18 protein-coding genes and 2 tRNA genes are annotated in these 22,160 nt (G+C 49.8%); 16 read left to right on the forward strand and 4 right to left on the reverse strand.

Translation table 11 applies throughout. The features are described from left to right. Window positions 1-2: 2 nt before the first annotated feature. Together serA and ACXADP_RS01615 are read left to right on the forward strand one after the other, a co-directional pair. Window positions 3-1,589, forward strand: a complete 1,587-nt coding sequence (serA, locus tag ACXADP_RS01610) for a phosphoglycerate dehydrogenase (protein ID WP_474970642.1) — start codon at window positions 3-5, stop codon at window positions 1,587-1,589. Window positions 1,590-2,094: 505 nt separating this feature from the next. After that, entirely contained in the window at window positions 2,095-3,612 is a 1,518-nt protein-coding gene (locus ACXADP_RS01615; RefSeq protein ID WP_474970643.1) for an AbgT family transporter, read from the forward strand. 459 nt (window positions 3,613-4,071) lie between these two features. Here the strand turns inward: ACXADP_RS01615 and ACXADP_RS01620 are convergent, their stop codons facing one another. Further along, window positions 4,072-4,887, reverse strand: coding sequence for a histidinol-phosphatase HisJ family protein (locus tag ACXADP_RS01620; protein WP_474970126.1), 816 nt, complete (start codon window positions 4,885-4,887; stop codon window positions 4,072-4,074). A 158-nt stretch (window positions 4,888-5,045) separates the two neighbouring features. Between ACXADP_RS01620 and ACXADP_RS01625 the strand changes: the two genes are divergently transcribed. The 4 genes from ACXADP_RS01625 to dnaB all read left to right on the forward strand — a co-directional run bounded on the left by ACXADP_RS01625 (window position 5,046) and on the right by dnaB (window position 9,941). Then, complete coding sequence (locus tag ACXADP_RS01625; RefSeq protein WP_474970644.1) at window positions 5,046-5,999, forward strand: YybS family protein; 954 nt, start codon at window positions 5,046-5,048, stop codon at window positions 5,997-5,999. A 29-nt stretch (window positions 6,000-6,028) separates the two neighbouring features. Next, entirely contained in the window at window positions 6,029-8,002 is a 1,974-nt protein-coding gene (locus ACXADP_RS01630) for a DHH family phosphoesterase (RefSeq protein ID WP_474970124.1), read from the forward strand. Next, window positions 7,999-8,445: a 50S ribosomal protein L9 gene (gene rplI / locus ACXADP_RS01635; RefSeq protein ID WP_474970123.1), complete on the forward strand. Its 447-nt coding sequence runs from the start codon at window positions 7,999-8,001 to the stop codon at window positions 8,443-8,445. Before ACXADP_RS01630 ends, rplI begins: the two co-directional genes overlap by 4 nt. Before the next feature lie 134 nt (window positions 8,446-8,579). Continuing rightward, window positions 8,580-9,941 (forward strand): replicative DNA helicase, encoded by a 1,362-nt coding sequence (gene dnaB, locus ACXADP_RS01640; protein WP_035532384.1) that lies wholly within the window; start codon window positions 8,580-8,582, stop codon window positions 9,939-9,941. Window positions 9,942-10,081: 140 nt separating this feature from the next. Here dnaB and ACXADP_RS01645 read toward each other — a convergent pair whose 3' ends face one another. Both ACXADP_RS01645 and ACXADP_RS01650 read right to left on the reverse strand, forming a co-directional pair. After that, window positions 10,082-10,936, reverse strand: a complete 855-nt coding sequence (locus tag ACXADP_RS01645; RefSeq protein ID WP_474970122.1) for a Cof-type HAD-IIB family hydrolase — start codon at window positions 10,934-10,936, stop codon at window positions 10,082-10,084. After that, on the reverse strand, window positions 10,927-11,709 hold the full coding sequence (locus ACXADP_RS01650; RefSeq protein ID WP_474970121.1) for a DeoR/GlpR family DNA-binding transcription regulator: 783 nt from the start codon (window positions 11,707-11,709) through the stop codon (window positions 10,927-10,929). Before ACXADP_RS01650 ends, ACXADP_RS01645 begins: the two co-directional genes overlap by 10 nt. Window positions 11,710-11,948: 239 nt before the next feature. On the opposite strand from ACXADP_RS01650, the gene ACXADP_RS01655 reads away from it, so the two are divergent. Continuing rightward, window positions 11,949-13,238: an adenylosuccinate synthase gene (locus ACXADP_RS01655; protein ID WP_027955905.1), complete on the forward strand. Its 1,290-nt coding sequence runs from the start codon at window positions 11,949-11,951 to the stop codon at window positions 13,236-13,238. A 72-nt stretch (window positions 13,239-13,310) separates the two neighbouring features. Then, window positions 13,311-13,868 (forward strand): LOG family protein, encoded by a 558-nt coding sequence (locus tag ACXADP_RS01660; protein ID WP_474970645.1) that lies wholly within the window; start codon window positions 13,311-13,313, stop codon window positions 13,866-13,868. Between the two features lie 14 nt (window positions 13,869-13,882). Here the strand turns inward: ACXADP_RS01660 and ACXADP_RS01665 are convergent, their stop codons facing one another. After that, window positions 13,883-14,368 carry a hypothetical protein gene (locus ACXADP_RS01665; protein ID WP_474970119.1) on the reverse strand — a complete coding sequence of 162 codons (486 nt, stop codon included), beginning with the start codon at window positions 14,366-14,368 and terminating at the stop codon, window positions 13,883-13,885. Window positions 14,369-14,506: 138 nt separating this feature from the next. Between ACXADP_RS01665 and ACXADP_RS01670 the strand changes: the two genes are divergently transcribed. From ACXADP_RS01670 to ACXADP_RS01705, 8 genes are all read left to right on the forward strand, one after another. Continuing rightward, a tRNA-Asp gene (locus tag ACXADP_RS01670) sits at window positions 14,507-14,583 on the forward strand. A gap of 123 nt (window positions 14,584-14,706) precedes the next feature. Continuing rightward, window positions 14,707-14,779: transfer RNA gene (locus ACXADP_RS01675), tRNA-Phe, on the forward strand. A 283-nt stretch (window positions 14,780-15,062) separates the two neighbouring features. Continuing rightward, window positions 15,063-16,301: a peptidoglycan DD-metalloendopeptidase family protein gene (locus ACXADP_RS01680; protein WP_474970646.1), complete on the forward strand. Its 1,239-nt coding sequence runs from the start codon at window positions 15,063-15,065 to the stop codon at window positions 16,299-16,301. A 178-nt stretch (window positions 16,302-16,479) separates the two neighbouring features. Continuing rightward, window positions 16,480-17,184, forward strand: a complete 705-nt coding sequence (gene yycF, locus ACXADP_RS01685; RefSeq protein ID WP_027955909.1) for a response regulator YycF — start codon at window positions 16,480-16,482, stop codon at window positions 17,182-17,184. A gap of 4 nt (window positions 17,185-17,188) precedes the next feature. Continuing rightward, complete coding sequence (gene walK, locus ACXADP_RS01690; protein WP_474970117.1) at window positions 17,189-19,036, forward strand: cell wall metabolism sensor histidine kinase WalK; 1,848 nt, start codon at window positions 17,189-17,191, stop codon at window positions 19,034-19,036. Then, the gene (locus ACXADP_RS01695) at window positions 19,033-20,412 is read left to right on the forward strand and encodes a YycH family regulatory protein (protein WP_474970116.1); all 1,380 of its coding nucleotides are present in this window, start codon (window positions 19,033-19,035) and stop codon (window positions 20,410-20,412) included. Before walK ends, ACXADP_RS01695 begins: the two co-directional genes overlap by 4 nt. A 19-nt stretch (window positions 20,413-20,431) precedes the next feature. Continuing rightward, window positions 20,432-21,343, forward strand: coding sequence for a two-component system regulatory protein YycI (gene yycI / locus ACXADP_RS01700; RefSeq protein WP_027955912.1), 912 nt, complete (start codon window positions 20,432-20,434; stop codon window positions 21,341-21,343). A 17-nt stretch (window positions 21,344-21,360) separates the two neighbouring features. After that, window positions 21,361-22,155 carry an MBL fold metallo-hydrolase gene (locus ACXADP_RS01705; protein ID WP_027955913.1) on the forward strand — a complete coding sequence of 265 codons (795 nt, stop codon included), beginning with the start codon at window positions 21,361-21,363 and terminating at the stop codon, window positions 22,153-22,155. Window positions 22,156-22,160 lie beyond the last annotated feature (5 nt).

Raw genomic sequence — 22,160 nt, forward strand, 5'->3', positions numbered from 1 at the left:
CCATGCACCGAGTGTTAATTAGTGATCCATTGAGTGAGGAAGGCATCAAACCGCTCCGTGAAGCGGATGATATCGAAATCATTAAGGAAACGTCCTTGTCCCATGAGGAACTGTTGGAAGCGGTCGGCTCTGCTGAAGCATTGATTGTCCGCAGCCAGACGCAGGTAACGCGTGAAGTCATTGAACATGGAACCCACCTGAAAATCATCGGCCGTGCCGGTGTCGGTGTTGATAACATCGATTTGGATGCGGCCACCGACAATGGTGTGATTGTCGTGAACGCCCCGGATGGCAATACGATTTCCACAGCCGAACACACCATGGCGATGCTCATGTCTCTGGCCCGCAACATCCCGCAGGCGTATCACCAGCTTCAGCAGAAACGCTGGGAACGCAAGAAATTCGTCGGTGTGGAGCTGAAGGATAAAGTGCTTGGAATTGTAGGCTTCGGAAGGATCGGCCGCGAGGTGGCCCAGCGCGCCAAAGGGCACCGCATGAAAGTCGTTGCCTTCGATCCTTTTCTTAATGAAGAAAAAGCACAGAAGGCAGGCGTCACCCACGGTACACTGGAAGAAGTACTCCAGCAGGCGGATTTCCTGACTGTACATACGCCGCTGATTGAAAAAACGAAGCACTTGATTAATGAAGAAGCGATTGCACTCATGAAAGACGGTGCCCGTATTTTGAACTGTGCCCGCGGAGGAATCGTGGAAGAGAATGCTTTATATGAAGCAGTTAAATCCGGGAAAATTGCGGGAGCGGCTCTCGATGTATTTGAAGAAGAACCGGCTACGGAGCATCCGCTGCTGTCCCTGCCTGAAGTGATTGCCACTCCTCACCTCGGTGCAAGTACCGTGGAAGCGCAGGAAAACGTGGCGACCGATGTCAGTGCCGACGTCCTTGAACTGCTGCGCGGAGGAACCGTGAGAAATCCGGTCAACCTGCCTTCGGTGTCTACCGAAATGATGGAGAAGCTGTCGCCATACTTTACGCTTTCCGAACGACTCGGTTCGTTTGTGTCCCGCATTGCAGAAGGCACCTTTGAAAAAATCAATGTCTACTACAGTGGGGAACTGCTCGACATCGATACGACGCCGCTGACGAGAATTGCGGTGAAAGGTATGCTCGGTCGATACATCGGCAGCCGGGTCAACGATGTTAACGCCTATAAAACAGCGGCAGATAAAGGCATTACGATCAATGAGCAGAAGTCTACGAAAACGAAAGGCTTCACGAACCTCATTACGGTGGAAATTGAAACCGATCAGGAAACACGCAGTGCAGCCGGTACCCGCTTGAATGGACTTGGGGCGCGGATCGTCCAGCTCGACCAATATTCCATTGATATCGTTCCGGAAGGTCATTTGATTGTTATTCACCATACGGACCAGCCTGGAGCCATCGGGCGTGTCGGCAGCCTGCTTGCCGAGCAGGACGTCAACATTGCAACGATGCAGGTGGGACGTGCGAATGAAGGTGGAGAAGCGGTCATGGTCTTAACCGTCGATAAAGCCATAGATAAGCAGGCGGCTGATCAGCTTTCTGAGATTGCCGACATCCGTCAGGTGGATTATTTAACCCTCAAATAACCAAAAGACCGGCCTGAGCAGGCCGGTCTCAGCTTGTAGAGAAACCTCTGGTTCTTTACAAGCTTTTTTTCTGTCTTACCGCCAGGAGCATAAGCTCTTCCCTTTCCGCGCCCGCTCTTCCTCGCAAAACCCACGCTCAGAGATCCCGGCCCACTCGTTCTTCCGGAACGGTCTGCGCCCCATACGTAATTGGAAAAAGTTCATTTTCGATTATTTTATGTCTAATAATTAGGGGGCGATCTTCTGTTTAACGGAAAATCGTTCTCTTTTTTTGGTGAGGTTACGAGGAGCATCCACCGATAAGTGGAACGAGGCCGCTCCGTATAGGGGGAACTTTATAAGGAGGAACGGACGATCTTGCCGTCTAATCGTCTGCCAGTGGGTTCATTTTGGTGTGGTTTTTGTAAAAAAGTGAATCATAAACTTTGACTTTGAGACAATCCCTTGTTAAATTTAATGCCGACCTTATTTGTAAGTATTAAATAAAAAAACAAGGAGGACCATTATGAATGCTCAACAAAAAGAAGCTTCTGCCCCGAAAAAGCTCCTCTTCCGTATATTAGACGGGATCGAGTGGCTGGGGAATAAACTGCCCTCTCCTTTGCTGCTGTTTGCCATTCTGGCAGCGCTTGTCGTGGTGATTTCCGGCATCTTTTCCGGTGTATCTGTCACCAACCCGACCTCAGGAGAAGTGGTCGAAGTCAAAAACCTATTCAGTCTCAGTGGACTGGATTATATATTCAACAGTGCCGTTGAAAACTTCATCGGTTTTCCGCCACTTGGCGCTGTTCTTGTAACGATGCTTGGTATCGGGCTTGCGGAACAGACAGGATTGATCAACGCCTCACTGAAGGGCATCGTCTTTTCCTTCCCGCGCCGCCTGCTTACAGCTGCGCTTGTATTTGCCGGTGTCATGTCCAGTGTGGCGGTTAACGCCGGATATGTTGTTCTTCCGCCGCTTGGCGCTGTCCTGTTCCTGGGACTGGGACGTCATCCGCTTGCCGGTCTGGCTGCGGCCTTCGCTGGTGTGTCTGGTGGTTTCGGTGCCAACCTGGCGCTGACGTCCACGGATGCCATTCTGCTTGAGTTGACGGCTGATGCGGCCGGTACCATTGACCCTGCCTACGCTGATACGATCACGGTGACGATGAACTATTTCTTTGCCGCTGCTTCGGTTGCGTTGATTACGATTGTCGGTACATTCGTAACTGATAAAATTGTAGAACCGCGTCTTGGCACTTATAAAGGGGACGAAGCCGCGGAGATTGATGAACTGACAGCCCGGGAGAAAAAAGGGATGCGCCGGGCCGGTATCGGTTTCCTGCTTACCTTCGCTTTGATGGCCTATCTTTCGTTCGGGCCGCTGCGCGGGGACGGGGCTTATATCGAATCACCGTTCTTCAACGCCCTGGTCTTTGTCATTTTCATCCTGTTCCTCGTTCCAGGACTGATCTACGGGATTGTGGTCAAGGAAATTACCAATGACAAAGATTTGACGAAGCTGTTAGGAAAAACGATGGCCACGATGAGCGGTTATATCGCTCTCGCCTTTACAGCCGGTCAGTTCATCGCTTACTTCCGTGAGACCAACCTTGGAACGGTTATCGCCTTTAAAGGGGCTGATTTCCTTGATTCCACAGGGTTTGACGGTGTTGGGCTGATCCTTACGTTCCTCGGCCTGACGATGGTCGTCAACTTCTTTATCGGAAGTTCTTCGGCCAAGTGGACGATTCTTGCACCGGTGTTCGTACCGATTATGATGAATCTCGGATACTCCCCGGAATTCACGACACTGCTTTACAGGATCGCGGACTCTGTGACGAATATGATCACCCCGCTGCTCTTGTACTTCCCGGTGGTCATTGCATTTGCGCAGCGTTATGACAAGAAGCTCGGCATCGGTACCCTCATCTCCATGATGATTCCGTATTCGGTCGCCTTCCTGCTTGCATGGCTGCTGCTCTTGCTCGTCTGGGTCATTCTTGGCATCCCAGTCGGACCGGGAGCTCCAATCAGCTATTAATGAATCAACACAGATCATGAAAAAAAGGCCGGACTCCTTATAAGGAGTCCGGCCTTTCAGTCTGTAGAAAAAGTTCGTCCTATCCAGTTAGAGTTGTCCGCATGTCGTGTTCAGGGGGACACGTTCCGCTTATCGGTGGATGCTTGCCGCGGGCACGGCCTCAGCTAAATTGGTCAAGAAAACCATTTGACCAATTGGATCTTCGGCTCGCGCTGTTCCCGCAGGCGTCACCACCGAACGCTCCTCGTGCCGACGCCTGTGGGAAAACAGCTTTACCCTCTGATAAAAGAGAACGTTGAGCATCGCTCCTTCGCCGTTTTATAGGACATTACAGGGGTCGTTACTGCCGCTTGCGTGGGAAAAATCCTATCCATGACCAGGTATTGGAGTCACTAGAAAAAAAGTTTTTCTCCAAGCTGAAAAGGCCGGATGCTCGTCGAGAGCGCCCGGCCTTTTTAATTACCCGATCGGATGACGTTCAGCCTTTCGGTTCGTAAATGTATGGACATGCGAATAGCCGGCTGATTTCGCAAGGTCGATGGCGGCATCATAGCGGTAGCCGATATGGTCCGGCTTATGGGCATCGGAGCAGAGAACGATTCCAACTCCGGCTTCCTTACAGATCCTCAGTAGATCAGGATCAGGATACAGCTCTCCGACCGGTTTTCTCAGACCTGCGGTACTGATTTCAATCAACGTATTCGTAGAAGCCAGTGCTTCCGCCGCCCGCCTGTACTGCCCGATAAGAAAATCACGGTCATCCGGACGGTAGCCGAATACTTTGATCACATCGATATGGCCGACAAAGTCGAACAGTCCGGATTCAGCGAGGGTGACGACGCGGTCGAAATACTGCTCATAGACTTCTTTCAAATCTCTTTTTTCATATTCCTCGCGGTAAATGGCCAGATCGATGCCCCATTCGTCGATCCAGTGCACGGAACCGATCACATAATCGAAGGGATGGTTTTCGATAAAGGCTTCCATCTCTTTTTCCTTACCAGGCATGTAATCCATCTCGATGCCCATTTTAATGGGAAGTCCCTGCTTTTCGGCTTCATCAAACATCTGCTGGTAGGTGTCGAAATCGAGGGTCCGCCGGTTGTTGACCCACGGATTGGAGAGAATCTCTTTTGTCTCCTGGAAAAAATACGCATGTTCAGAAATGCCTAATTCCTGAATGCCTTCGTTTTTTGCTTTTTGTATGTAGGTTCTCAGATAGTCGACGTCTAAATTTCCTGTTTCAGCCATATGCACGTGATAATCGGTCAGCATGAATATCCTCCTCAGGTGGAATTTCATTCATCATACCAGACTCACACCTGTTCACCAAGACAGAACAGGTGTAAGTAAACAACAACCCGTACAAACCGTACATATGTTAAAATAGGGAGGTTAAGACAGCGCGAAAAAAGTCGAGGTGCAACCTGAATATGAACAACTCAAAAAGAATAACCGAAGGGGCTTTAATGGCAGGGATATATCTGCTATTGTTATTGGTAATTATTTTCCTGCCGGGAGGAATCGGATCGTTACTGCTGTTCGTTCTGCCGGTGCCATACATTTATTACAGCAGCCGTCACGGCTGGAAGCCCGGCCTGCTCCTGTTTTGTTTAACGATGATCTTCAGTCTGCTGATCGTTCCGGTCCTTTCCATTCCCTTTACACTCACAGCGGGAATCGGGGGCGTGGTATCCGGCGGCGTCCTGCATGCCGGCCGTTCAGCCTATGAGTCTCTTGCTCTTGGAACCGTCGGGTATACGGGAGGACTGGTCCTCGGTATGGGGCTTGTCCAGCTTCTTCTCGGCATCAATCTTATTGATGAACTCACCGCAGGGATGAGCGATAGTTTAGACACGGTGGAATCTACGATGGGTATCTTCGGACAAGGGGACAGCTCAGAGGAAGCTGTGGACACAGTCCGTGAAGCGATCACCTTCATCCCGGACATCATCCCAAGTATTTTCGTCATGACAAGCGTCATTACGGCCTTGATCAGTTTGTGGCTGACGTTCAAGCTCATGAACAGAATTGAAAATAAATCCTATGCCTTTGCTTCGTTTAAAAATTTCCGATTGCCGACGTCTATTCTGTGGTATTACTTCTTTGCGATGATTTTGAACTATGTGGTGACAGACCGGGAAGGCTGGGTGTACTTCGGAGCCATCAACGTCTTCATTGTGGCGGGCACACTACTTGCCATCCAAGGCTTTTCATTCGTCTTCTATTACGCATCACAGAAGAAGTGGCCGAAGGCTGTACCTGTCCTGGTGATCGTTTTTTCATTACTTTCTCCGGGATTGATCATGTATCTTGTTCGAATTTTAGGTATAATTGACTTAGGATTTCCACTGCGCAGCTATGTCAGTGAGAAGAAAAAAAACTAGCTCGGAGAAGATGGTAGGAGCTGAATGCAATGCCGAACTTTTTTAAGAAACCAACGATGAGCGGACACTTATGGATCATCTATGCGATTTCCTTAATTCTGCTCGGGTTTATCTGGTATTATCAGTGGATGCTCGGGTTATTGATGACGCTGTTCCTTGCTGCATCGATATTCTACAGTGTCCGCACCGAACAGCACATGATCAATGAAACCGAAGAATATATATCGACCCTTTCCTACCGGGTGAAAAAGGTGGGCGAGGAAGCTCTGTTGGAAATGCCGATCGGAATTATCCTGTACAGCGAGAATTACACCGTCGAATGGGCCAACCCGTACATGAACCGGTTCACGAATGAGGATACGGTCGTCGGCGAATCGCTGAAAAAGCTGTCGGATCAGCTGATTCCTGCTTTGAAGGAAGAGGAGGATGAGGTGTGGATTACGATCGACGGCTATAAATTCCAGACGGTTGTCAAACGGGAGGAGCGCCTGCTTTATCTGTTTGACCGGACACAGCAGACCGAGATTCATAACCGTTATGAAAATGAACAGACGGTACTTGCGATCATCTTCCTTGATAACTATGAGGAAATTACGCAGGGAATGGATGATACAGCGAAAAGCCATATCAATTCCCAGGTAACCTCCATTCTGAACAAATGGGCCGGGGACTACGGCATCTACTTGAAACGCACTTCACAGGAACGGTTTATGGCTGTGATGAACCAGGAGATTCTTTACACGCTTGAAAAAGCGAAGTTCGAAATCCTGGATGATGTCCGCGAACTGATTACCGATCAGAACGTTCCACTGACACTGAGTTTCGGTATCGGTGTCGGGCCGATCAGCCTGCCTGAACTCGGGGAGCTGTCTCAGTCGAGTCTGGATCTTGCTCTCGGCCGCGGCGGCGACCAGGTGGCCATCAAGGATGATTCCGGGAAGGTCCGCTTCTACGGCGGTAAAACCAACCCGATGGAGAAACGGACGCGTGTACGGGCACGAGTCATCTCCCACGCTATGAAGGAGCTCGTCCAGGCGAGTGAAAAGGTCTTGATTATGGGACATAAATCCCCGGATATGGACTCGATCGGGGCTTCCATCGGCATACTGAAAATCGCTCAGGCCAACGACAAAAAAGCAGCCATCGTCCTGGATCCGGATGATATCGATACAGGCGTGCAGCGGATGGTCGAAGAGATTGAAAAGGACGAAGACTTGTGGGAGTACTTCATCCCGCCGGAAGATGCGCTCGAAATGGTGACGAACAATACACTGCTCGTCGTCGTCGATACGCACAAACCATCCATGGTCATGGAGGAAAAACTGCTGTCGAAGACCGAGCATGTCGTCGTCATCGATCACCACCGGCGGGCGGAGGAGTTCATCAAGGATCCGACGCTCGTCTACATGGAGCCATATGCTTCTTCCACGGCCGAGCTTGTCACCGAGCTTTTGGAATATCAGCCGAAGAAGCTGAAGCTGTCCATGCTTGAATCGACGGCCCTGCTTGCCGGGATCATCGTCGATACGAAGAGTTTCACACTCCGTACGGGCTCACGAACGTTTGACGCCGCTTCCTACCTGCGTTCCAAAGGAGCGGATACCGTCCAGGTCCAGAAATTCATGAAAGAGGATCTGGATGTCTATGTAAGGCGGAGCAAGTTGATTGAGAAGGCGTCCATATATAGAGATGGGATAGCCATATCAACAGGCGACCACGGTGAATCCTATGGTCCTGTCATCATCGCTCAAGCGGCAGATACGCTGCTTACGATGAGTGGAATCGTCGCATCGTTTGTCATATCTGAACGCAGTGACGGCCGAATCGGCATCAGTGCCCGCTCCCTCGGCGACATCAACGTCCAGGTCATCATGGAGAAGATGAATGGCGGGGGTCACCTGACCAATGCGGCGACACAGCTGGAAGACACAACGATTGAAGATGCCAGAGATTTGCTGCAGGATATTATTGACGAATATTTTGAAGGGGGAGACACAGAATGAAAGTCATATTCAAAACGGATGTAAAAGGTAAAGGGAAAAAAGGCGAAATTAAAGAAGTGAACGACGGTTATGCACGTAACTACCTTCTGAAGAACAACCTGGCTGTCGAGGCGACCAAAGGCAACATGCAGGCACAAAAAGCCAAGGATGCCAAGGTTGAGCAGCAGGCTCAGGAAGAAGTGGAGGAAGCGAAGCGCCTCAAGGCTCAGCTCGCTGATCTGGAAGTGAAGCTTGATGCGAAATCCGGCGACAGCGGCCGTCTTTTCGGGTCGATTACGAGCAAGCAGATCGCCGAGCAGTTGAAGAAGGATCACAACATCAAGATCGACAAACGGAAAATTGAGCTGGATGATCCGATCCGTACGCTTGGATACTCCAACGTTCCTGTAAAGCTTCACCCGGAAGTGACAGGCACAATCCGTGTCCACATCGCTGAAAAATAAATGTATCAAAGAGGCGCCCTGTCCATTGTCCGGATGAACAGGGCGCTTTTCTGCCCTTTCCGCCATATGGACAGCGGTCAGAATATGAGTTAATATGATGTATTGGTGTTAACGATTTAGAGGAGGAAAAGCTAGTGAGTGAAATGTGGAACGACCGTACCCCGCCTCATAATATAGAAGCAGAGCAGGCGGTGCTCGGTGCGATCTTTTTAGAACCTGAAGCAATGTCGACAGCCGCAGAAAATTTACTCCCGGAAGATTTTTATCGAGCAAGCCACCAGCGGATATTCGAGGTGATGCTGACGCTTGCGGACAGAGGCGAGCCAATCGACCTGGTTACGGTCACCACGGCTCTTTCCAACAATAAGGTGTTGGAGGAGGTCGGCGGGGTTTCCTATCTGACAGATATCGCAAACTCGGTGCCGACCGCAGCCAACGTCGGTTATTATACGAACATCGTCGGTGAAAAATCGACGCTCCGCAGTTTAATCCGAACCGCTACGAACATTGTGACGACAGGATATTCGGAGGAAGAAGAGATTGACGATGTCCTGAACTCCGCAGAGAAGGACATCTTAGAAGTCTCCCAGCGGAAAAATTCCAGTGCGTTCAAAAGCATTAAAGACGTCCTCATCGATGTGTATGACAACATTGAACAGCTGCACATGAACGATGGATCGACGACAGGTATTCCGACGGGCTACCGTGACCTCGATCACATCACCTCCGGTTTCCAGCGGAATGATTTGATCATTATCGCTGCGCGTCCATCGATGGGTAAGACGGCCTTCGCCTTGAACATCGCCCAGAACGTCGCCGTGCACACAGATGAGAACGTGGCCATCTTCAGTTTGGAGATGGGCGCTGACCAGCTCGTTTCCCGTATGCTCTGCGCAGAAGGAAACATCGATGCCCAGCGTCTGCGTACCGGAAGCCTGGAAACGGAAGACTGGAACAAGTTGACGATGGCGATGGGAAGCTTGTCCAACGCCGGCATCTACATTGACGACACCCCCGGGGTGCGCGTGAGTGAAATCCGCTCCAAATGCCGCCGCCTGAAGCAGGAACACGGCCTCGGCATGATTTTGATCGACTACCTGCAGTTGATCCAGGGAAGCGCAAATTCCAAGGAAAACCGTCAGCAGGAGGTTTCTGAAATCTCCCGTTCCCTGAAAGGTCTGGCCCGTGAGCTGAACGTGCCGTTGATTGCCCTGTCCCAGCTCTCCCGTGGTGTGGAATCCCGTCAGGATAAACGCCCGATGATGTCGGACCTTCGTGAATCCGGATCGATTGAGCAGGATGCTGATATCGTTGGATTCCTTTATCGTGATGACTATTATGATAAAGAATCCGAAAGCCAGAACATCATTGAAATCATTATCGCTAAACAGCGTAACGGCCCGGTCGGAAACGTCGAACTGGCCTTCGTGAAGGAGTACAACAAGTTCGTCGACCTTGACCACCGTTATACCGATGCCGATATACCACCGGCCTGACAAGAGAAAGAAACGAAAAGACGCTCACATCCAGAGGGGAGATCTGGAGGAGCGTCTTTTTTATCAGCTTCTGTGAAGCCATGTATGATGATCACCACCCATCACGCCTCCCGGAGAGTCACGCTGGGTCGTGGGTGATCTTAAGAAAAGTAGTGGGTGATGGCGTAGGCTGCGCCATCCTCATCATTGGATTTCGTGATGTAATCGCTTGCTTCTTTCACATCACGGACCGCGTTTTCCATGGCTGCGCTTCTTCCGGCGGCCTTCAGCATGGAAAGGTCGTTATGACTGTCTCCGACGGCCGCTGTCCGGTGCATCGGAATATCAAGGTGCTCCGCTACGGATCTTAAGGCATTGCCCTTGGAGGCTGTTCGGTCTTCCAGTTCAAAATTATGCTCCGCAGAGCTCACCATCGTGAACGATGGATGGTCACGGAACTTGTTTCTGCCTTTTTCGAGTTTATCCAGGTCGAACGTGAAAGCGAGGATGTTGTACATCGGGTCCTTGGACTCGACGATCTCCTCATAAGATTCGACAAAAGCGAAGCCGTTTTGGCTGAACTGCTTATCCAGTGCATGCCTCAAGCTCTGCTGATCAGTTTCCGGATTGGCGCTGATGAGGCGGTCCATCTCCACGTGAAGGAGTTCCCGTCCATTCTGCGGCGTGTAAATCGATGAGCCGCTGAACACCTCATAATAATAATCCTCCTGCTCCAGCCACTCCAAGGCTTCCCCGGCATCCTGCCGATTCAGTGCTTTTTCTTCAAACAAGGTGCCGTCCGGTGTATGGATGACGGCTCCGTTTGCACTGATGACCCATGGCTGGAGGGGAAGACTGGAAAAAATCTTCTGGACATCGAAGTAGGCCCGGCCTGTCGCAATAACGATTTCCACGCCGTTTTCCCGTGCGTTCTTCAGCGCTTCTGCATTTCCGTCACTGATCGAATTTTCCTTGTTCAAAAGCGTTCCGTCGAGATCGATGGCAATCAAGTCCATAAATCCTTCTCCTCCTCTTCTGTGACAATCAATTCTACTCCGCATTCCTTCAATAGACGCTGGAAAGGTTCCTCCGGTGCCTGATCGGTAATGATCATGTCGATATCCTCCAGTCCTGCAAACGTAAAGAATTCCGTCATCCCGAATTTCGTATGATCAGCAAGGACGATCACTTCCCCGGCCTGCTTGATCATATTTTTCTTCACCATCCCGTCCTCTTCATGTCCGAGGGTCAGTCCGTGTTCAGAGATGCCCACTACGCCGATGAAGGCTTTATCAACATGATAGCTTTTCAGGCGTTCAATGACAGAAGCGCCGTAAAGGAACTGGTGCTCCTTCTGCAGGTAGCCTCCGAGGAGCTGGATGGAGACGAGACCGACATTGGAGAGAATATCCGCCTGGTGAATCGAATTGGTGATCACCTTGATCTCCATCGGTGAGATCTGACTGGCGCAGGCCTGTACGGTCGTGGATGTGTCTAAAATGATATGATCCCCCGAATGGATCAGCGAAGCTGCTTTTCTGCCGATTTCCTGTTTTTCATAGGATACAGCCTTCAAACGATGGGTATAATCCTGAATAGCCGCATGAGTTTTCGGCAGGATGGCCCCGCCCCGCGTCCGTACAATGGCTTTGCGCTCTTCCAGCTTCACCAGGTCACGCCTGGCGGTATCTCGTGAAATGTCGAACATCTCACACATTTGATCAATCGTGATGCGGCGGTTGTTTTTTAAGTATTCAATGACGCCGATCAGTCTTTCTTCCTGATACATGGGAGAACCCCTTCCATATCTATCCTCTTGTAAGTGATTATAAGTAATTTTATAATCAAAATCAATGGATAATAAGTTTTATTAAGTTGTTAGAAAAGCCTGATATATAGGCTATTATCGAACATTGAAATATTTTATTGAAATTAATGTTCGGATTCAGCGTTGACTTTCACGTCGGGAATTGGTAAACTGACGAAGGAAATTCAAACCAATAACCAAATTCATTGCGGAGGTGCCTTATGTCTTCAGTAGTTGTAGTCGGAACCCAGTGGGGGGACGAAGGTAAAGGCAAAATTACCGATTTTCTTTCACAAAATGCCGAAGTGGTTGCGCGTTACCAAGGTGGTAACAATGCGGGACACACGATTAAATTTGACGGAATAACTTATAAACTTCACCTGATTCCATCAGGGATTTTCTTTGATGATAAAATCTGCGTACTCGGAAATGGCATGGTCATTGATCCGAAAGCGCTTCTTGAGGAATTGAAATACCTTCACGATAAAGGTGTTTCCACAGACAACCTGCGGATCAGCAACCGTGCGCACGTCATTCTTCCTTACCACTTGAAGCTGGATGCGCTTCAGGAAGAGGAAAAGGGCGCCAATAAGATCGGAACGACGAAAAAAGGAATTGGACCGGCTTATATGGACAAAGCGGCCCGTACAGGAATCCGTATAGCAGATCTCATGGACAAGGAGAGCTTCCGTGAGAAGCTGGAGCAGAACCTTGCCGAGAAGAACCGTCTGTTCGAAAAAGTGTATGAAACAGAACCATTTACCGTGGATGAAATTCTTGATGAATACTACGAGTATGGTCAGAAGATTGCTTCTTATGTATGCGATACGTCTGTCGTCCTGAATGACAACCTTGATGACGGCCGCCGCGTCCTTTTCGAAGGCGCCCAGGGTGTGATGCTCGATATCGACCAGGGAACTTACCCGTTCGTCACATCCTCCAACCCGATTGCCGGTGGAGTTACGATCGGTTCCGGTGTCGGTCCATCTAAAATCAAGCACGTTGTCGGTGTATCCAAAGCCTATACGACGCGTGTCGGCGACGGCCCATTCCCGACGGAGCTTGAAAACGAAACCGGCGACCAAATCCGCGAAGTCGGCCGTGAATACGGAACGACAACAGGCCGTCCGCGCCGTGTCGGCTGGTTCGACAGTGTTGTTGTCCGCCACGCCCGCCGTGTGAGCGGAATCACGGATCTTTCCCTGAATTCGATTGATGTGCTGACAGGCATCGAAACGCTGAAGATTTGTACGGCCTATAAGTACAAAGGTGAAATCATCGAGGAGTTCCCGGCCAGCTTGAAAGTTCTCGCTGAATGTGAACCGGTCTATGAAGAAATGCCGGGCTGGACGGAAGACATCACGGGTGTGAAAAACCTGAGCGAACTGCCGGCCAATGCACGCCATTACATCGAACGTGTGTCACAGCTGACAGGAATTCCGCTTTCTGTCTTCTCTGTCGGTCCTGACCGTTCCCAAACGAACGTCGTCCGCAGTGTGTACAGCGAATAATCAACGAGCACCTGGCTGTTATCAGTCAGGTGTTTTTGTATAGGATAACGATAAAGGAAAGGAGTGTTTCATGTGAAACGCATTTGTATTTTTGCCGGGTCAAGTGCCGGAAGCAGCCCGGTCTTCGCTGAACAGACAAAAATTCTCGGACAGGCCCTCGCTTCCCGTGGGATTGAACTCGTCTACGGAGGAGCCCGGAGCGGTCTGATGGGCGCTGTGGCTGATGAAGTCCTTGCACATGGCGGGTCCGTTACAGGCGTCATGCCGACGCATCTTTTTGATAAAGAAGTTCCCCACCCGGATATTACGAAAATGATTGAAGTGGACACTCTCCATGAGCGAAAAACGAAAATGAGTGAACTGGCCGATGGATTCATCGCTCTTCCCGGCGGCTTCGGCACGCTTGAGGAATTGTTTGAAACGGTCAGCTGGGCACAAATCGGCATTCATCAAAAGCCTGTCGCCCTCTTCAACATTGAAGGATACTATACCCCCGTGATGAAGCTCGTGGAACACAGTGTCCAGGCCGGATTCGTGAAAGAGGAGCACCAGGACTTGATGGCAGCCTCTTCGGATCCGCACCAGCTTTTGGATGAAATGGAAGCAAAAGAAAAACCGGGCCTTCGCTGAGGTCCGGTTCCTTCTTATACGTGAATCGTTTTTGAAAAGATCAACCCGAAGTACCGGTATGTCACTTTAATTTTGCTGATGGTTGTTTCTTCGGCAATGCTCAGGCCATAGATGGTGGCAGGGGCTGGATCAGTGGCAGCGGCAACGGTTTTAGCAGCAAGAGGAGAGGTATCGGGTCCTAGTGAGAATGAGGCGAAATCCTGCGTGCGTTGGTTCTCCCCGAGGAGCGCATGTGTATCCGTAAGGGTGAAACCTTGTTCTGTGTCGCTGATCTGAACATTCACGTGGGAAGGAGCTTCATCATCATTAATGGAAACATCCGTAATGTGGATACTTCCCAGCATGCTTTTGTTTCCTAAAGCAACAATGACCGACTGTTTGTCCTCTGTCGATCCAATCGATCCGTGCTCAAGCGGCGGATTCAGCTTCAGATAGGCAATGAACGATACCAATAAAAAGATAAGGGCGTAAACCAGATAGCGGAACCATATCCTCGTCAACGAGATCCTCCTTTCTATGTATAATGGCAGCTGTTCAGACAAAGGACTGAAGAATATCTTACATTCTATGAAATTTACTATTGCTTCCCCTTTGACCGTGTGGTACGATAGATATCGTTGCGGTGAACGAGCCGTATTGGTCCGGTAGTTCAGTTGGTTAGAATGCCTGCCTGTCACGCAGGAGGTCGCGGGTTCGAGTCCCGTCCGGACCGCCATTTTCATTATATCATTCTGTGTAGTCGAATTCACACGTAATGTGATTCAGTAATGGAAAGAAGAAGTCGAAAGCTCGGTAATTGCAGGAGCTTCATCGGTTTTGAAAAATTTCATCTTCCTAGGGCTCGGTAGCTCAGTCGGTAGAGCAACGGACTGAAAATCCGTGTGTCGGCGGTTCGATTCCGTCCCGAGCCACTTCTTTAAAAAGCCTGTAGAGGAACTTTATGTTCCTCTACAGGCTTTTTTGTGTTCAATTACAGGAAAAGATTAGCCGTGTTTCCACATCCTCATTTTGATGCTAATTTATATCAATATATATAAGATTATTATCTATTTCGTAAAATTTCCAGGAAAATTATATCTTTTTTACAAGTTTTAAAATCTATTTTATTAAAAGTTTGGCTATGATAGATTAATGAAAGTGAATTTTACATTTTTTTATAGATCGATACACATAAAAATCCAGGGGGAAGGAAACATGTGGAAGAAGGTTGTCATCACGGGAATTGGAATCGCTGTACTCGGAGTCGGAACGGTTTATGCAGAGCAGTCCATGCAGACCGTTTATCACGTCCAGATGGATGGCCGGGAGATTGGTACCGTGACGGAGAAGGCTGTTGTCCAGGATGAACTGGAAGCATTGGTAAAACAGAAGGAAAAGAAGCATGAAGATTGGAACTTGACGGTGGCTGAAGATATTACATTCAAGCCGGAGCGCGTCTTTTCTGTTGAAGCAGACGAGGGAGAGGTGCTTGACCACCTGGAACAGGACGTGTCGTACGCGGTGGAAGCGGTACAAGTCCAAGTGAATGGGCAGTCCATCGCTTACCTTCCGGAGGCCGGAGATGTAGAGGAAGTGATGGAGACGTTAAAAGCGGAATACGTCAATGACGAGCGCGGCTCGGAGGAAGAGGACGTGTCTGCCGGCGCAACAGAACTTGAAAACGTCTACGTCAATGGTGTGATCGACTATGCCCCTGTTCAAGCGGCTCCTTCGTCCATCAATACCGTAGAGGAGACGGTGGACCGCATTCAAACCGGTAACATGTCAGAGCAGGTGTCGCTGAGCAGCGGCGAACCGCTGGTCGATGTGATCGTAACCGAACAGGAACGGGAAGCAGAAATGATTGCCCACAAGGTCGAAGTCAGGAATACGGATGCGCTGTATGAAGGAGAAACGGAAATCCATCAAGAAGGACAGGATGGGAAGAAGGAAACCTTGATTCAGACGGTGACGGAAAACGGCGAGACCACAGAGGAAGAAGTCCTTGAAGAGGAAGTCGTAGAGGATCCCGTCACACAAGTCGTGTTGAAAGGCACGAAGCCGTCGCCATCCACCGGATCCGGGAACTTTGTGTGGCCGGCAGTCGGAGGAGTCATTACGAGTAAACAGGGAGAACGCTGGGGGCGTTATCACAAAGGGATCGATATCGCCGGCGTTTCCGATCTGACCATCAAAGCCGCCGATCACGGGAAAGTGACCGAAGCCGGTTACCAGGAGAGCTTTGGAAACAAAGTCGTCATTAATCACGGCAACGGCTATGAGACGTTGTATGCCCACCTGTCTTCCATCGATGTCCAGGTGGGGGACACGGTTCAGCAGGGTGAAAAAATCGGGGATATGGGAACGACCGGCCATTCCACCGGTGTCCATCTCCACTTTGAAGTGCATAAGGATGGCGGCCTGGAAAACCCGCTTTCCCACGTATCTCAATAATGAAAAGCCGCTATGCAGAGTCATAGCGGTTTTTTTCATGGGAATGACTAATCATGGAGGCCTATAGATAGGATGAACGGATGATTTCCTATCGTGTCTTCAGATGAAATAAGACATTTGGCAGGAAATAAGTTAAAATGAGGGAAAGAACAGAAGTCGATGAAAGGGATGAGACAAGATGGCTCAAAAGATCTTAGTTGTAGACGATGAAAAACCAATTGCTGATATATTGAAGTTCAACCTTGAGAAGGAAGGCTATGAAGTCGTGTGTGCCTATGATGGGGACGAAGCGATCGCTAAAGCGGATGAGGAAGAGCCCGAACTGATTCTGCTTGATATTATGCTTCCGAATAAAGATGGCAATGAAGTGTGCCGGGAAGTGCGTAAGCGCCACAATATGCCGATCATCATGCTGACGGCTAAAGACGCTGAAATTGATAAAGTGCTCGGACTGGAAATGGGTGCGGACGATTATGTAACGAAACCGTTCAGCAACCGTGAACTGATTGCCCGTGTCAAAGCGAACCTGCGCCGCCAGCAGCAGGAGCCCGAGGATTCCTCCCAGCAGACGAAGGATATTGAAATCGGCCGCCTGGCGATCCATCCGGATGCTTATACGGTGACGCGTGATGGGACATATATCGAGCTTACCCATCGTGAATTCGAGCTGCTTCACTACTTAGCCCGCCATATCGGACAGGTGATGACGCGTGAACACCTGCTTGAAACCGTATGGGGCTACGATTACTACGGTGATGTCCGTACCGTTGATGTGACCGTCCGCCGTCTCCGTGAAAAAATTGAGGAGAACCCGAGTAACCCGATGTGGATCGTGACACGACGAGGGGTCGGCTACTATTTGAGAAATCCAGAGCAGGACTGACTTTATGAAGAAAGTGGGTTTCTTTCAGTCGGTCCGGCTGAAGCTGATTGTTGTTTATATACTGCTTTTATTATTAGGCATCCAAGTGATTGGGGCCTATTTTGTTGGTCAGCTTGATAATCAGCTGACAAGCAATTTCACCAGTTCCATCGATAACCAGCTGAATTCTCTGACTTTCAGCCTGCAGAATGCGTTTAACGCCGAACGGGACGAAGACAGCCCGACACTGGAGGATGAAGTGCAGGGGCTGATCAGTGACTTTATAGAAGAAACGCAGAGCATCAATCCCCGCAAACTGCAGATTTTGAACAGCAACTCCAACATCATCGCCTCGGTCGGCAACCGGGATGATTCATCGGATATCGGAAAAAAGGTCACGGATTACCAGCTGACTAACGTGCTGGTTATCGGTGAGGCGACCGAACCGAAGTTCAAGCGGGAAGAGGGCAGCAATGACCGCGTGTATGTAGGCACGCGCCCGATCACCGATGAAACGGGCGAGGAAGTCCTCGGTCTTCTCCATTATGAAATCTACGGGGATGAAATCTCGACACAGATGCAGGAGATCAGCAGTATTTTTGCCAAAGGGACGGTCTTAGCCATCGTCGTAACGGCTCTGCTCGGGATTTTGGTGGCCCGGACCATTACGAAGCCGCTGACGGAAATGAAGCGTCAGGCCCAGATTATGGCGACGGGTGACTTTTCCCAGAAGGTCAATGTCCGGGGAAATGATGAAATCGGCGAACTGGGGCATGCGTTCAACGATATGAATGATAAATTGAAGCTGGCTCAGGCGACTACCGAAGGAGAGCGGCGGAAGCTGAGTTCCGTGCTTTCCAACATGTCGGACGGCGTGATTGCCACGGACCGGCTGGGCGCGATAATTTTAATGAACGCGCCGGCTTCCAAGTTGGTCGGCCAGCGCTTTGAGGATATCCAGGGGCAGTCGCTCATCGATGTGCTCGATTTGAGCGACCAGATTGAAGAAATGGACGAAGTCGAAGAAACCAACTCGATGATTATCGATTTGAGCAACGACGATGATCACCTGTTATTGAAAGCGAATTTCTCGGTGGTGGAGGATGAAAACAATGAAATGGACGGATTCATCACGGTAATCAGTGATGTTACCGAGCAGCAGCGCGTCGAGCAGGAGCGCCGCGAATTCGTTTCCAATGTTTCCCACGAACTCCGCACACCATTGACGACGATGCGCAGCTACATCGAAGCACTGAACGATGGAGCATGGCAGGATCCGGAGATCGCTCCGCGCTTCCTTGATGTCACCCAGAATGAAACGGACCGGATGATCCGGCTCGTCAACGATCTGCTCCAGCTGACGAAAATGGATCATAAAGAAACGACCCTTATGAAAGAACGGGTGGAATTCGTCAGCTTCTATGAAAGCATTATCGAGCGCTTTGAAATGAACAAGGATGATAAAGTGAACTTCGTCCGCAGCCTGACGAAGAAAAAGATGCATGTATGGATCGATAAGGATAAAATCACCCAGGTGCTGGATAATGTGATTTCCAACGCCATCAAGTATTCCCCGGAAGGCGGGCGGATTACCTTTGAAGCCTCTTCAACGCGGAAACAGCTGCGTGTCAGCATTACCGATGAAGGCATCGGGATGCCTCCGGATACGGTCGATAAAATCTTCGACCGCTTTTACCGTGTAGATAAATCAAGGGCCCGGGAAATGGGCGGTACTGGTCTTGGTCTTGCAATTGCCCGGGAAATAATTGATGCCCACCACGGGAAAATATGGGCGGAAAGCCGTGAAGGGAAAGGAACAACCGTTTACTTTACTCTCCCGCTCATGAGTCAGAAGCGGAGGGATAAATCATGAATAGAGAAACGTTGAAGTCAATCATTCTCGTTATTCTGATTGCCTTCAGTCTCGTGTTGACCGTCGCCCTCTGGAGTTACCAGCCGGCTTCGGAAACGTTGGAAGAGGGTGGAAGCACAGCCGACAACAAGCTGGAAGGCCTCGGCACCGAAAAGGATCTTTCCGAGTTATTGATTCCTGAACTGGTCGTCTATCATGAAAATGAAGGACACTTCACATTTCCTGAACCGAATGGAAAGACGAGCTTTAATGACCAATTCAAAAAATGGTCGTTATCCAATTTTGATACAACACCCGGTGAAATCGATCTGAATACGATCGAAAAAGGCGTAGAAGTCATTTTTCCGACCTCTCTTCCGTTAAAAGTGATCAAAGACCTGTTTACCGTCAACAACAATGTCATTCTTGATAATATCAATAAGAATTTTGAACGGGTATTCCTTATCCAAAATGAGGAACGCTCTTCCTCTACTTATGAGCTTTGGTTCGTCCAGGCCGGCAGCCAGGGGGATGAAGTCACCTTGAAGGCAAGTGTCAATGCGAGTGCAGGGGACAAAGCACTGAAGGCGTTCGAAGATCGGAACGACCTGACGGAAATTGTCCGTCTTGCCGATGAAATGCCGGCCGTCGACGCCGCGAATACCGGCGCCAATCATATCTATCTGCCGAAGGATGATATTTCTGTGCCTCAGGTCGTCCTGCAGACGACGGCTGTGCCGGTCACACCGCTGCAGAATGATTTGTTCCCTTCGCCATCCAGCACCATCTTCTATGAGGCGGGAGAAGGAATCAAACGGACGAAAACGAATGACCGGAGGCTGGATCAGAAAATGGATGACCGGCTGATGGAGTTTCTATTTTTAACAACGAAGAGTATCAATGAATCCGGGATGACCGAATATGACCTGCTGACGAAAAGTGTGCAGGACATCAACAGTCATCTTGGCTGGACAAATGAATTCAGGATCGAATCCTTATCCACCGGGCTGGATGAACTGAAATACAGGATGTATTTCAATGAATTCCCGGTCATGGAAGACGAGGCTACAGAAGGGTTCGCGCAGATATCCATGACGTATGAGGATAGTGACATCCAAAGCTACGACCGGCCGCTGATCAAGTTCGTACGGACGCCGTATGAAACAGATTCCATGGCTGAACTGCAGTCTGTCGATGAAGTCATTAATCAAGTACAGAATTCCAACACGTATGACTTCAACAGCATCAAAAATATCGGGATTCGCTACACGTTGGAAGAGCAGACGAACAATCTGGCGTACAACTTGATACCGGAATGGTATATCGAAACGGAATCCGAAAGCTGGGCACCATTATTCAAGGAAGAGCCGATGCCGAATGGCGACGCGGCACCTTAAGAGGAAGGCGGGATAACGAATGCAGTGGGGCCAGATAAAATTGTTGTTCATCCTCAGCTTCTTGATTCTCGACCTTTTCCTCTTGCAGCAGTTTATCACCAAACAGTCGCAGGATGTTCTGGGACAGATTTCAACAGCTGAAGAAAATATTGAAACCGAGCTTGAAGAAGATGGCATAACGATCGCCGATGACGCGAACCCGCAGGAGCCGGGAGAAGTGTCGACGATCAAGTCCTCAGGCAGCACGTTCTCTGATGAAATTCTTGGACAGATCGAAGATATGGACGAAGAAAACCAGACCGTCGAAGTGCTGAATGAAAACCGAGTACTGAAAGTCGAACTGGACGAGCCGGTTCCTGTCACAAAGGATAATTTGATCGAAAAAGTCCGGGCGCTCGTGCCGTTCTATTCCCAGTATTCGTTCTGGGGATGGAATGAAGAAAAAGGAGCAGCGCTGTTTTTCCAGAAAGCCAACGACCGGACGATCTACTTCAATAACAGCGGATCCCTGCTCGTCTCGATTGAGGACGGGGAGATTACCGGTTATGTAGCGACGATGCTTGCGTTCAATGAAGGGGAAATGATCATTGATTCCGAACAGGACGGGGCGGTTATAGCGCCCCTCAGTGCAATGAGAAATCTCCGTAACCAGGGGATGCTGAAGAGCGGAGACGAAGTGACCTCGATGAGCATCGGGTATTACACAGAAATTTTTGTTGAACCGAGTGAGGAAAAAGGGGAGCAGGTCTTTGCCCCTGCCTGGAAAGTGACCGTCAATGGAGAACGCAGCCACTTTGTCTATGCTTTGTCAGGCGGCGTCATTGATGTCGAAGAAGGAGAATTTATCGAAGAAGAGTTACAAACGTACAATCTGCAGGAAAATCCATTAGAAAGTACGACAGAGGAGAACGAAGAAAGTGAAAACAATTAAATGGAGTGTCTTACATCATGACCTTACGCTTTAGTGTACTGGCTTCAGGCAGTACGGGGAACGCGTTTTTTATTGAATCAGGGGACGAACGGATTTTGGTGGACGCCGGCTTGAGCGGCAAAAAAATGGAAGGGTTGATGGAGCAGGTGGACATCGACCCCGCATCGCTGTCGCGGATCCTCGTCACGCACGAGCACAGTGATCATATTAAGGGGCTCGGCATCATGGCGCGCCGCTACAACCTGCCTGTTTATGCCAACGAGAAGACGTGGCAGGCGATGGAAGGGCAGATCGGCAAGCTGTCTCTGGACCAGAAGTTCCTTTTCGGAATGGAGGAAGTGCAGACATTCGGGGGCATCGATGTGGAAAGCTTCGCGGTATCCCATGATGCGGCGGATCCGATGTTTTATACGTTCCATCAGGACGGGAAAAAAGTGGCGCTGGTCACCGACCTCGGCTACGTGTCGGAGCGCATCAAAAAGACAGTGGAAGGCGCCGACGCCTATGTGTTTGAATCCAATCATGATGTCAGCATGCTTCGGATGGGACGGTATCCTTGGAATGTGAAACGGCGGATCCTCGGCGATTCCGGGCACGTTTCCAATGAAGATGCCGCGCTTGCCTTGACGGATATCATCACCGATCAGACGAAGCGGATCTACCTGGCCCACCTGAGTCTGGATAACAATATGAAGGACTTAGCCCGGATGTCCGTCTCCAACATTCTTGAGGAGCGTGGTTTCGAGCTGGGCACGAAAGTAGCGCTGTATGATACTGATCCCGCTGAAGCCACACCGATTTTTGAGGTTTAAAAGGT

This window comes from Halobacillus sp. AWH4_228 (assembly GCF_056158365.1).